At 76.4% G+C, this 12,098-nt stretch carries 10 protein-coding genes; 1 reads left to right on the top strand and 9 read right to left on the bottom strand.

Annotation, left to right across the window (positions count from 1 at the left end; translation table 11 throughout):
* Window positions 1–25: 25 nt before the first annotated feature.
* Together ACA361_RS10270 and ACA361_RS10265 are read right to left on the bottom strand one after the other, a co-directional pair.
* Window positions 26–1,144 (bottom strand): S1C family serine protease, encoded by a 1,119-nt coding sequence (locus ACA361_RS10270; protein ID WP_375011602.1) that lies wholly within the window; start codon window positions 1,142–1,144, stop codon window positions 26–28.
* A gap of 84 nt (window positions 1,145–1,228) precedes the next feature.
* Window positions 1,229–2,218 (bottom strand): phosphotriesterase, encoded by a 990-nt coding sequence (locus ACA361_RS10265; protein ID WP_375011601.1) that lies wholly within the window; start codon window positions 2,216–2,218, stop codon window positions 1,229–1,231.
* 122 nt (window positions 2,219–2,340) lie between these two features.
* Here ACA361_RS10265 and ACA361_RS10260 point away from each other — a divergent pair, with 122 nt between their 5' ends.
* On the top strand, window positions 2,341–2,958 hold the full coding sequence (locus ACA361_RS10260) for a TetR/AcrR family transcriptional regulator (protein ID WP_375011600.1): 618 nt from the start codon (window positions 2,341–2,343) through the stop codon (window positions 2,956–2,958).
* Between the two features lie 30 nt (window positions 2,959–2,988).
* Here ACA361_RS10260 and ACA361_RS10255 read toward each other — a convergent pair whose 3' ends face one another.
* The 7 genes from ACA361_RS10255 to ACA361_RS10225 all read right to left on the bottom strand — a co-directional run bounded on the left by ACA361_RS10255 (window position 2,989) and on the right by ACA361_RS10225 (window position 12,083).
* The gene (locus ACA361_RS10255; RefSeq protein ID WP_375011599.1) at window positions 2,989–3,915 is read right to left on the bottom strand and encodes an LLM class flavin-dependent oxidoreductase; all 927 of its coding nucleotides are present in this window, start codon (window positions 3,913–3,915) and stop codon (window positions 2,989–2,991) included.
* A 19-nt stretch (window positions 3,916–3,934) separates the two neighbouring features.
* Window positions 3,935–5,191 carry a multidrug effflux MFS transporter gene (locus tag ACA361_RS10250; RefSeq protein WP_375011598.1) on the bottom strand — a complete coding sequence of 419 codons (1,257 nt, stop codon included), beginning with the start codon at window positions 5,189–5,191 and terminating at the stop codon, window positions 3,935–3,937.
* Window positions 5,192–5,285: 94 nt separating this feature from the next.
* Complete coding sequence (locus ACA361_RS10245) at window positions 5,286–5,897, bottom strand: malonic semialdehyde reductase (RefSeq protein WP_375011597.1); 612 nt, start codon at window positions 5,895–5,897, stop codon at window positions 5,286–5,288.
* A gap of 133 nt (window positions 5,898–6,030) precedes the next feature.
* Window positions 6,031–6,711, bottom strand: coding sequence for a PASTA domain-containing protein (locus ACA361_RS10240; protein WP_375011596.1), 681 nt, complete (start codon window positions 6,709–6,711; stop codon window positions 6,031–6,033).
* Between the two features lie 111 nt (window positions 6,712–6,822).
* The gene (locus ACA361_RS10235) at window positions 6,823–8,574 is read right to left on the bottom strand and encodes a hypothetical protein (RefSeq protein ID WP_375011595.1); all 1,752 of its coding nucleotides are present in this window, start codon (window positions 8,572–8,574) and stop codon (window positions 6,823–6,825) included.
* Between the two features lie 4 nt (window positions 8,575–8,578).
* Window positions 8,579–10,807 carry a hypothetical protein gene (locus ACA361_RS10230; RefSeq protein ID WP_375011594.1) on the bottom strand — a complete coding sequence of 743 codons (2,229 nt, stop codon included), beginning with the start codon at window positions 10,805–10,807 and terminating at the stop codon, window positions 8,579–8,581.
* Between the two features lie 4 nt (window positions 10,808–10,811).
* Window positions 10,812–12,083: a hypothetical protein gene (locus ACA361_RS10225; protein WP_375011593.1), complete on the bottom strand. Its 1,272-nt coding sequence runs from the start codon at window positions 12,081–12,083 to the stop codon at window positions 10,812–10,814.
* Window positions 12,084–12,098 lie beyond the last annotated feature (15 nt).

The raw sequence follows: 12,098 nt of genomic DNA, 5'->3' as shown, positions 1-12,098 counted from the left end.
CGTCCTGCCCCTCCACTGTCGCACGCTACTGGGGCGGACCTTCCGCCAGGCGGACGGGCGTGGTGAACCGGCGGCCGGCGGAGTCGACCCAGCCGAGCCGCACGGTGTCGCCGGGATGGTGGCGCAGCAGGAAGCCGGTCAGGGTGCCGGGGGAGTCCACGGGCCGGTCGTTCAGCGCGACGATCACCGCGCCCTCGGGCAGGCCGGCCGCCTCGGCGGGGGTGCCGGGGAGGACCCCGGCGATGAGCGCGCCGCTGGCGGCGGGCGGCGCGGTGCCCTGCCCCGGGGTACGGGTCACCGAGCGGACCTGGACGCCGAGCATCGCCGTACGGCCGATGTGGACGGTGTCGGAGGCGCGCCCCTCCTGGATCTGGCGGGCGACGGCCAGCGCCCGGTTGGACGGGATCGCGTACCCGCGGTGGGCGCCCTGGTTCATCGTGAACCCGGCGGACGCGGCGGTGTTCACGCCGATGACCTGCCCGGAGGTGTTGAGGAGGGGGCCGCCGGAGTCGCCGGGCCGGATCGGCGCGTCGGTCTCGATCATCGAGGTGAGCCGCTCGGAGCTGCCGTCGCTCTGGTCGGTGGCGGTGACCTGCTGGTCCAGCGCGGTGATCCGGCCGGTGACGACCTTGGGCTGCCCGCCCTTGCCGCCCTCGTTCCCGACCGCGGTGACCGGGTCGCCGAGCTGGACGAGGCCGGAGTCGCCGAACGCGGCGGGCTTGAGCCGGGCGGCGCCGCGCAGCCTGATCACCGCGATGTCGCCGGACTTGTCGTACCCGAGGACGTCGGCGGGGAAGCGGCGCCCGTTGTCGGTGACCGTTCCGCGGATGGTGGTCGCGCCCTGGATGACGTGGTTGTTGGTCAGGACCAGGCCCGAGGCGTCCAGCAGGATCCCGGTCCCGGCGGCGCGGGTGCTGCGCAGCCCCTGCTCGGTGTCGATGTTGACCACCCCGGGCCGGCGGCCGCTGGGCTCGGCCGGCACCGTGCGGGCGGGCGCCGGTAACGCGCTCTCCGGCGCCGACCGGACATCGCCCGACCGGCCGTCCCAGAGGGGGCGGCCGGCCAGGACGGCGACCAGGGCGGCGAGGGCGGCCAGGAGGAGCAGGCAGCCGCCGCATCCGCGCCCTTCGGGTTCCTCGTTCACCTGCGCCCTCCTCCGGCCGTCTCCCTTGCCGGGGAGCAACGGTCGCGCACTATGAACGATCTTCCCCGTTCGTCCGCTCCGGAACTACCCCCCGTTTCCACCCGTGAAGTACCGCCGCGGGTTCTCCACGAGCATCTGGTCGAGCTGGGCCTCGGTGACGCCGAGCGCGCGCAGGGCGGGCAGGACGTCGTCGCTGATGTGGCGGTAGTTCCAGTTGGGCGCCATGCCGCGCAGCGTGTCGGGGTCGGGGCCGAACCAGTCCATGTAGCAGCTGGCGTCGTGGCTGAGGACCATCCGGTCGGCGTAGCCCTCCTCGCACAGGGCGGCGATCGTGCTGACCCGGTCGGCGGTCGAGTTGATCACGTCCAGGCCGAACCGGTCCATGCCCAGGATCGCGCCGGTGTCGGCCAGCTCCTTGAGGTAGTCGCGGTCGTTGCTGTCGCCGGCGTGGCCGATCACGACCTTGGTGAGGTCGACGCCCTCCTTCCCGAGCACCTCGACCACGGCGCGGCCCGCGTGCACCGAGCTGTCGGTGTGGACGGTGATGGGCGCGCCGGTCTCGCGGTGCGTCGCCGCCACGGCCCGCAGGACGCGCTCGACGCCGGGGAGCAGGCCGCCGTGGTCCACGGCGCACTTGAGGAAACCGGCGCGCACGCCGGTCCCGGCGATGCCCTCGGTGAGGTCGCGGGTGAAGTCGGCGATCATCGGTTCGGGCCCGCCCAGGAGCGTTCCGGGGCCGCGGTAGTGGAACTGGAACGGGACGTCGTTGTAGGTGTAGATCCCGGTGGCGACGATGATGTTGAGTTCGGGCACCTGCTCGGCGATCCGCTGGATGCGGGGGATGTAGCGGCCGAGGCCCCACACGGTGGGGTCGGCGATGGTGGTGACGCCGCGGTCGACCAGCTGGCGCAGCTTGGCGACCGCGTCCGCCACCCGCTCCTCCTCGTCCCACCAGGCGCCCGCGCCGTAGTTCTCGACGTGCTCGGTGGACAGGACGAAGACGTGCTCGTGCATCAGGGTGGTGCCGAGGGCGGCGGTGTCGACCGGGCCGCGGACGGTCTGGACTGAGGGCATGGGTACTCCTGGGGCATACCGACCGGTCGGTTTTCTGGCAAGCTATGACCGGGCCGGGCCCGCGTCAATGGCCCGGGCACGGCGGCGGGACGGGTCCGGCGGTCAGGGAGGAGCGGGTCGGCATGGTGGCTGGCGGGCGGTCCGCCGAGGTGCGGCGCAGCCCGGTGGAGCGGCGGATCCTGGACGCGGCCGTACGGCTGTTCGCCGAGCGCGGCTTCGCCGGGACCTCGGTGCAGGAGGTCGTGGCGGCCGCCGAGGTCACCAAGGGCGCGCTCTACCACTACTTCGACTCCAAGGACGACCTCCTCTACGAGATCTACCACTCGCTGATCGGCCGCCAGCTCGCCGACCTGGACCGGATCCTGGCCGCCGGGGAGCCGCCCGCCGCCACGGTGCGGGCGGTCATCACGAGCCTGATCGAGAGCACCGCCGTCCACATCGACGAGGCCAAGGTCTTCACCCGGGAGATGTACCGGCTCGACCACGACCGGATGCACGCCGTGCGGGCCGACCGGCGCCGCTACCACGTGCGCTTCCGGGCGCTGATCGAGCAGGGCCAGCGGGACGGCGCGTTCGCGGCGGACGCGTCGGCGGACACCGTCACGATCGTCGCCCTGGGCATGGTCAACCAGATGCCGTACTGGTACCGCGCGGACGGCCCGAAGACGGCCGCCGAGCTGGCCGCCGAGGTGGCGGCCTTCGTGCTGGCCGCGCTCCGCCCCGCCGAGCCGCCGCGTTGACCCGTGGCGTGTCGCCATGTCCGGAGCGCTCTACGGGCGGGACACGCCACGAGTCGACGTCTGGAGGTGCAGGACGGCGTCGCGCACCTCCGCCAGTTCGGCGTCCCAGTCCGCGGGCGGGCCGCCCAGCGGGATCAGCACGAACTTCGACAGGCCGGCCTCGACCAGGCGTTTGAGGTGGGCCTCCAGGGCGTCCAGGGGCGGGGCCACGTCGTCGGGCGCGGCCGGGCCGTGCACCCGGCGGGCGGCGCCCATGATCCGCTTCTCCAGCTCGGGGGTGAGGGGGCCGGTCCGGTACGGGACGACCGCGCCGAAGTGCTCCTCCTCGATCTCCCGCCCGGCCTCGGCCGCGGCGCGCTGGACCGCGAGCCGGCCGCGCTCCCCCTCGGCGGGCGTGGTGAACGAGGCCAGCCAGCCGTCCGAGAGCCGCCCGGTGCGGCGCAGCTCGGCGTCGGACGCGCCGCCCAGCCACACGTCGAAGCCGCCCTTGGAGGGCCGCGGGTTGATCCGGACGCCGTCGTAGGCGTAGTACCTGCCGTGGTGGACGACCTCCTCCCCGGCCCAGAACCGCCGCAGCAGCGGCAGCGCCTCGTCCAGCATGGGGGCGCGGTCCTCCCGCCGGATGCCGTACGCCTGCTGGTCGCCGGCGTGCCGGACGCCGAGGCCGAACGCGGGCAGCAGCCGCCCGGCCGACAGCCGATCGAGCGAGGCCAGCTCCTGCGCGACCAGCGCGGGCGGCCGGCCGGGCAGCGCCATGACCGCCGGGCCGAGCTTGATCCGGGAGGTGAGCGCGGCCGCGAACGTCAGCGCGACGACGGGGTCGCCCGCCGGCCCGGTGGGGCGCTCGGACACCCAGAGCGAGTCGAACCCCTCGCGTTCCAGGCCGAGGACGAGGGCGGTGAGGTCGTCCCGGTCGGGCGTCGCGGCGGCGGGCATGAAGCCGATTCTGACGATCACCTCTCGACCGTACGGGGTGTCAGTCCTGTGAAGCAACCTTTCTCGGGCGGGCGATGACCGCCGCCGCGAGGACCGCCGCGACCATCAGCGCGCCGATCGAGACCGCCATCGGAACCGCCGTGCCGGAGCCGCCGAGCCCGGCCAGCGGGGCGGCCGCGCCGCCCAGCCCGAACTGGGCGACGCCGAGGAGGGCGGACGCGCTGCCCGCCACCCGGGGCGGCCGCCCGGACAGTCCGAGCGCGGTGGCGTTCGGCAGGATCAGCCCCTGCGCGGCCACCACCAGGAAGAGCGCGGGCAGCACGACAGCGAGCCCGCCGCCCGCCAGCGCGCCGGCGGCCAGCGCGGCGCCGCCCGCGGTCGCGATCCCCAGCCCGGCGTACAGGATCCGCTCCAGCCGGACCCGACCCGCCAGCCGCCCGCTGACCTGCCCGGCGACCACGATGCCGATCGCGTTGGCGCCGAACACCAGGCTGTAGGTCTGGGCGGACATGCCGTAGATGTCCTGGAGCACGAACGACGAGCCGGAGATGTAGGTGAACATCGCGGCGAACGACAGCCCCAGCGTCAGCGCGTACCCGAGGAAGACGCGGTCCGCCAGCAGCCCGCGGAACGTGCCCAGCGTCGCCCGCACGCCGCCGGACGCGCGCGCGTCCTCCGGCAGCGTCTCGCGCAGCCCGAACAGCACGCCGATCAGCAGCAGCGCGCCGAACGCGGACAGCACGGCGAAGACCCCCGGCCAGGGGACGACGCGGAGCAGCTGCCCGCCGACGACCGGCGCCAGGATCGGCGCCAGCCCGTTCACCAGCATCAGCGCCGCGAAGAACCTGGCCGCGGCCACGCCGTCGTAGCGGTCCCGGACGATGGCCCGGCCGATCACGATCCCGGCCGCGCCGGTGGCGCCCTGCACCAGCCGCAGCGCGATCAGCGCCTCCACCGTCGGGGCGAACGCGCACAGCAGGGACACCACCGCGAACGCCGCCATCCCGATCAGCAGCGGGCGGCGGCGGCCGAACGTGTCGCTCAGCGGCCCGGCGATCGCCTGGCCCGCGGCCAGGCCGACCACGTTGGCGGTCAGCGTGAGCTGGATCTGCATGGTGCCGGTCGACAGGTCGGCCGGCATGCCGGGCAGCGCCGGCAGGTACATGTCGGTCGTCATCGGCGCGATCGCGGCCAGCGCGCCGAGCAGGACGATCAGCCACAGCCGGCGGGGGAGGGACTCGGTCCCCGGCGGCGCGGTCGCGGGTGCCGATTCGGCGCGGGTGTCCGCCTGGCTCATCTGGGGGTCTCCGTTGGACGGGGGTGAACGGGCCGGGCGCACCGCCGCGCGCGGGCGACCGCGCGGCGGGGCGCCCGAGGGGCGGGGGCTCGGGTCAGAGGGTGGTGACGACCTGGTCGTACTCCAGGCGGGGGTTGCGCGGGAAGAACGCGTCCGGGCCGGGGCGGCCGGCGTTGACGACCGCGATGACCTCCTGGTTCGTGTCGCCCAGGAACTCCTTCTTGATCCCCTCGGCGTCGAACCCGGCCATCGGCCCGGCGGCCAGCCCGGCCGCGCGGATCCCGAGGATCAGGTAGCCGAGCTGGATCGTGGCGTTGAACCGCGCCATCCGCTCGCGGCCGGGGCTGGCGGCCAGCGCCTCCCGCGCGCCCGGCTTGTGCGGGAACGTGGTCGGCAGGTGCTCGTGGAAGTCGGCGTCGGCGGTGACGATCAGGGTCAGCGGCGCGCCGGCGGTCTTGGCCCGGTTGCCCTCGGCCATGAGCGGCAGGAGCCGCCGCCGGGCCTCCTCGGAGCGCACCGCGACCAGCCGCAGCGGCTGCGCGTTCATCGCGGTCGGGCCCCACTTGATCAGGTCGTACACGGCTCTGAGCTGCTCGTCCGTGACCGGTTCGCCGGAGAAGGCGTTCGCGGTGCGGGCGTCGCGGAACAGCAGGTTCCCCGCCGCCTCGTCCAGGATTCCTGCGTTCTCGGTCGCGGGCGTGGCCATCTCGTCACCTCTCTGTCGCGGGGCGGCCCAGGGGTCGGGCCCGACCGCTGCAACACGATGACGGTACGTTATCTGCCGCGTCAGGGAGTGGGGTGCCTCACATTCGCCCTCGGCCCCGGCCGGGCGCGGGGGCTCAGCGCAGCGTGAGCGTGACGGTCGCGGCGCGGGGGAGGACCGAGCCGGGCGCGGGCCGCTGCGCCGCGACGGCCGTCCCCGAGCCCTCGACCGCGACCCGCAGGCCCAGCGCCGCGGCGGTGCCGCGGGCGCGCTGCTCGTCCAGCCCGACGAGGTACGGGACGGTGACCTCGCCGCCGGTCACCGAGCCGCCCATGCCCGCCGACACGTACAGCGTCACCGGCGCCCCGCCCCGCACGACCGTCCCGCCGCCCGGGTAGCTGCGCACGACCAGCCCCGCGTTCCGCGACGACGGCACGCGGATCACGCCCCCCAGCGGGATGCGCCGCACCGCGAGCCGGTTGACGGCCGCCGCGACGTCCAGCCCGGCGACGTTCGGGACGGCGACCGGCGGGCCCTGCGCGGCCCCGGACACCGGCGCCCGCGGCACGGACGCGTCCGGCGGCGGCGATCCGGCGGTGCCGCCGCTCCCGCCCGGCGCGACGAGCAGCGTCAGGCCGAGGACGGCCACGGCCACGACCGTGCTGACGCCGCCGAGCAGCAGCATGGTGCGCACCGAGATCTCGGCGTAGCCGGAGCCCTCCCGCCCCGCCTCCGCGGCCTCCGGCGACTCCGCGGCTCCGGTGGCCGCCGCGGCCGCCGCCTCGGTCGTGCCTGGTCGTACCTCGCGCTCGGGCATCGGATGCCCCCGATCATCAGGCGGGGTTCCGTCCGCTCCTGCGGTATCCCCCTCTTGCGCGTTGGGACGCCCGCGGGCGGGTGAGAGTTCGAGATCCGCACCGGAACGGCATCAGAACGGCAGGTTCCAGTACTGGAAGTGGAACGGGTAGCGCGCGGCCACGGCGACGGCCACCGCCGTCACGGTCGCGGCGGTGAGCACCGACAGCCCCGCCAGCACCGCCCACCGGCCCGCCTGGTAGCCGGCCGGCACCCGGGCGTCCCCGCGTCCCCGGACCGGCCAGGGGGCGCGCAGCGGCGCCGTGCCGGGCAGCGACCCGGACGGATCGCGGCCGGGCCCGCCCGCCGCCTGCCGCCGGTCGGCGGGCAGCCCGGAGACCCAGCCGAGCAGGTCGGCCACGTCGTCGGGCGGCGTCTCCAGCCCGGAGCCGAAGTAGCGGACCTGCCCGGCGGCCTGGTCGAGCGCCCGGACGGTGTTGCCCAGCCCCACGTCGTCGAGCCAGCCGCGCAGCTCCGCGTCGCCCGCCCCCGCCGTACGGCCGATCTCCGTGCCGCCCAGCAGGTCGACCTTGGTCACCACGACCGCCACCCGCTTCCGCCTGCCCCGGTCGGGCCGCGAGCGCAGCTCGTTCAGCACGCGCTGCAGCGTGTCGGCCGGATCCTCGCCGGACGGCGCCGCCGCCCGGTCGACGCGCCGCCGCTCGTCCCCGGTCAGCGCGCGGTGGACCTGCGGCAGCGCGAACGGGTCCACGACGAACAGCAGCGCCTCGCCGTGGTCCAGGTAGCGCAGCGACTCCACCTCGGTCGCGCCCGTGTAGTGCTCGCCCGCCGGGTCGAACATGTAGAGGATGCGGCGCGCGCGTCCCGGCAGGTCCACGTCCACCATGGTGGCCAGCGGCAGCTCCGGGCCCGTCTTGGCCGGCCGGCCGCCGCGCCGGAACTCGCCGATCGCCCGCGCGTACGCCAGCGCGTGCCGCTGCTCCACGAACGCCAGCCGCCCTTTGAGCGCCTCGGCGCGCGCGTGCAGGGCCCGGATGCCCAGCACCATGAACGTCGTCTTCCCGGCCGCCGGGCCGCCCACGAACGGGAGGGGCTCCACCCGCACCCGCCCGATCCGGTCCGGGAGGCGGCCGGTGCAGTGCGGGCAGTACGCGGCGAGCCGGAAGCGGCCGAGGAACACCGCCGTCGGCAGCCGCGCCCCGCACCGGCAGACATGGCGGAACGCCCCGGCCGGACCGGGCGTGAGCCGCGGATGGCGGGCGTCGCAGCCGGGGCACTCGTACACCGGCAGGGCGATCTTCTCGTAGCAGAACGGGTGCGGGCAGGTCTGGAGGATCCGCCCGTACGCCATGAACAGCCGCTCGACGGCCGCCAGGACGAGCACGCACGCCAGCCAGGCCGCGAGCCCGACGGCGGCGACGGCGCCGTACAGGATGGTGAGGGCCGCGCCGATCACGGCGGCGGGGAGCGCCGCGGCCGCGATGCCCGCGCACAGCGCGAGCCAGACCGGGAAGGCGAAGAACCCCCACACCCCGCCGAGCAGCGTGCGGGTCAGCGCGACGACGACGCCGGACGCGGCCGTCCACACGCGCGGGACGACCGTGCGCGTGATCGTCCACCAGTCCCACCACACCTGCGACAGCAGGTAGTGCCGGTAGGACACCTCCGGCTCGGCCACGGGGGAGGGCCCCTTGAGGGTGGACGGCCCCAGCGTGCGGCACGCGTGCAGGTAGTAGAGGCCGAGCGCGGCGGCGCCCGCGGCGATCAGCGTGACCGGGAACAGCACCGGGAACACGATCACGAACCCGAGCCACATCGCGGCCAGCCAGACCGCCGCCAGCAGCACGATCACGACGACGTGCATCGCCTCAGTCCCCCCGCGCCTCGGCGACCAGCTCGCGCAGCGCCGCGCGCAGCTCGGGCGCCCGCGAGAAGTGCGCGTCCAGCTGCCGCGCCGACAGCCGGCGCCCCGCCGCCGACCGCGCCCAGGTCTCCAGCGCGGGCTCGGCGGCGCCGCCGCGGCGCAGCCGCAGGACGACCTCCATCAGCTCGTTGCGCCGCGCGATCTCCTCGCCGCGCAGCGGCGCCCGGCCGGACCGGGCCCGGCCCGGCAGCGCGGCGGCCCACAGCGCGCCCAGCCGCGAGCGCGGCGCGCCGTCGAGCGCGGCCAGCAGCGCGGCCCGGAAGCGCGGCGGCCGCTCGGCCAGCCGCCCGGCCGCCGCGGCCAGCAGATCGTCGGCCAGCCCCGCCGACGCCGCGGTCGCGGCGAGCGCCTTCGCGGCGCGCTCCGGGCGCTCGGCGGTGACCGCCTCGGCGTACGCCTGGATCACGGCCGCGTCCCCGCCGTCCGGCAGCGCCTCCCGGACCCGCGCCGCCAGCCGCAGCGCGTCCGGCGCCATCAGCGCCCGGTCCCCCTCGGCGGCCAGGCGCGCGAACGCCCGGGACGGCAGCGCCGCCAGGGCCGGGTGCTCCGCGAACGCGCCGGCGTGCAGATCCAGCAGCGCCAGGCACTGCGCGGCGGTCGGGGCGGTGACCCAGACCCGCGCCAGCGCCCGGTCGGCGCCGGCGGCCCCGAGCGCCCCGAGCGTCCCGAGATGGAGCAGCTCCCCGGTCACGGTGAGCCGGCGCTCGGACCGGCGGCGGCCGACCGACACCAGCACGGGCACCAGCACGGCGCCCGCGATCTCGGGGACGCCCCTGAGCCGGTCGACGTCCTCGTACAGCAGGTCGCACGCCTCCGGCGTGAGCACCGCCCGCCGCACCTCGCCCTCTGCGCCGGCCAGGCCCGCCAGGCACCCGTCCAGCAACGCCCCGCGCACCCCCGCCGGAACACCGCCGAGCGCCCGCGCGACATCAGCGTCCCCGCCCCGCACGCACCGCGCCGCCGCCTCCCGGACCGCCACCTCGACCCCGCCCCCCACCACGCCGTCCGGGCCGTCGGCCGCCGCCGCTATCCGGGCCACCTCGGCCAGGTCGGGGGCCGCCGCCAGCGCCGCTTCGATCGCCGGGCCGCTGCCCGCGGCGCCCGCCTCGCGCGCGTGGCGGTGCACCGCCAGGGCCAGGTCGACGCCCATCGCGGGCGCGCTCTGCGCCAGGTCGCGCCAGACCCAGTCGGGCATCGCGCCGCCGCGCCGGGCGAGCAGCCGGGTGACCGCCTCCTCCTCCCGCGGGGTGACCGTCCGGTCGCCCCGGCACAGCGCCAGCAGCGCCGCGGCCTCGTCCAGCGCCTCGGGCGGGGCGGCGGCGCCGGGCGGGGCCAGCTCGCCCAGCGCGTCCAGCCCGGCGAAGTCGAAGTCGCGCCAGCAGGCCGCGACCGTCCGGGCGAACCGGCTCGCCTCGCCGTCGCCGGGCCCGCGCCCGCCGGGGAGGTGGAACGCGTGGCCGGCGAGCCGCTGGGCCGCCGCCCACACGTCCGGCGTGGTGCCCACCAGCCGCTGCGCCGCGGCGTCCGGGTCGGCGCTGTAGGTCACGAACGACATCCGCGCCGCCGCCGCGACCGGCAGCGAGTACGACACCACCGCGATCCACCGCGCGATCGGCTCCACGTCGCCGGCGACCAGCACGACCCGCCCGTGCCCCTTCGCCAGCACCCCCGCGACGGCGTCCATCAGCCGCCCCAGGAGCGTGAACGCGCCGTCCTGCGCGTGCAGCCAGTGCGCGAGCGACTCGGGATCGGAGCCGTCCCCCGGGGCGAGATCGTCCAGGACGGGCAGCTCCCCGACCCGCGCCGGCCCGTCGCTCCACAAGGGGGAGTGCCACAGCTCTGCGGGACGCAGCCCCTCCAGCTCCTCCTCCTCGGCGACGACCGCGTGCGCGAAGAAGTTGCCGTACCGGCCCGAGTAGTCCTGGCCCAGGTAGCGGCAGCGCAGCAGCAGCGGCCGCTCGGCGACCCGGTCGTACAGCAGCGCCACCGGGAAGCGGCCGAGCTCGCCGTCGTCGGGGGAGAGCGGGGCGTCCGGCGGCGGGCGGTACGACAGGTACGGCGTCACCCCGGCGCGGGCGCCCTCCGGCAGCCCCGGCGTCTCCGCCACGAACTGGAACCCGGCCCGGCCGGTGGGCCCGCGCCTCGCCGACGTGTAGTGCAGCTGCCACGCCACCCGCTCACGCTCCCCGGGACGGGGCGTCGTCGCCGGGACGCAGCCCGTCGAGCATCCCGAACCTGTAGAGCAGCCACAGCAGCGGGTCCTCCGCCCGGTACGGCCGCACGCCCCCCGCCCCCACGCGCCCGCCCTCGGGGACGCCGCCGAGCGCGGAGACGCCGAACAGCGCGTGATCGGCGTACTGCTGCCCGAGGAACGTGTCGAGCTGCCCCGCCTCCCAGTCGTGCAGCAGCGCCCGGACCTGGGCGTCCACGGCCTCCCTGTCGTCCAGGTCGAGGACGCCCGTGCCGCCGCGCGAGCGGTGCAGCGCCGACTGCCGCAGCAGCGCCGGGCGCAGCATGTCGATCTTCGTCAGCGCCACCGCGATCGGCACCGGCAGCGGCTCGCCGGGCCGGGACCCGTGCCGGGCGCGCAGCGCCTCGGTGACCCGGGCGATGACGTTGATCGGCTCGCTGTCGGGGTCGTCCGCCGGCGTCCCCGGCGGGCCCGGCGCGCCCTCCAGCAGCGCCGGCCTCGCCCCCGGCAGCTCCAGCGGGTCCACCAGGAAGATGACCGCGTCGGCCGCCTCCAGGTAGCGCAGGTGCAGGTCGCGGACCTCGCGGCTGCGCAGGTCCTCGCCCGCCGTGTCGAACAGCACCAGCGCGAGCGAGTCGTTGCGCGGCCGCGCCAGCCGGCCCGGCGCGAACCGGGACCGGCGGGTACGGGTCAGCAGGTAGACCAGCGGCTCGCGCGGGCTCGTCGCCGCGCTCGCCGTCGTCGGCAGCAGCCGCCGCTGCTCCAGCAGCGGGCGGGCGAAGTCGCGCTTGTAGCGCTCGATCGTCCGGTCGTCGCAGGCCACCAGAGAGGCGTCCAGCTCGGTGCCGACGCGGTTCATCAGCTCGTGCAGCAGCACCGCGATGTAGGTGCTCTTGCCCGCGTTCTTCGCGCCGACGAGGGCGACGATCCGGCCGGGGGAGTCCACGTACGCCGGCGGCAGCGGGTTGTGGCACTCCGGGCACACCCGGTTGCCCGTGGGCTGCCCGCAGTCGGGGCACTCGGCGCGCCCCTTGCGTCCCGGGGCGGGGAAGACCGGCGGCAGCGAGGCGCCCGCCGCCGACCCCAGGTAGTCGGCCAGCGGCCGGTCCAGCACCGGCTCGCAGCCCTGCCGGCGGCCCGCGCGCCCCCGGCACCGGAACGGGATCCGCTGCCGCTCCACCACGGCGAAGCAGTACGGGCAGGTCAGCCCCTGCCGAGCGCGCCCGCTCGGGAGCTGCACCCGGGACGCTAGCGACACGGTCTCCTCCTCCGG

This window comes from Actinomadura sp. 21ATH, assembly GCF_041951345.1.
Taxonomy (GTDB): Bacteria; Actinomycetota; Actinomycetes; order Streptosporangiales; family Streptosporangiaceae; genus Spirillospora.
Note: the sequence above shows the minus strand (reverse complement) of the source record. Positions and strands in the feature narration are given on the sequence as shown.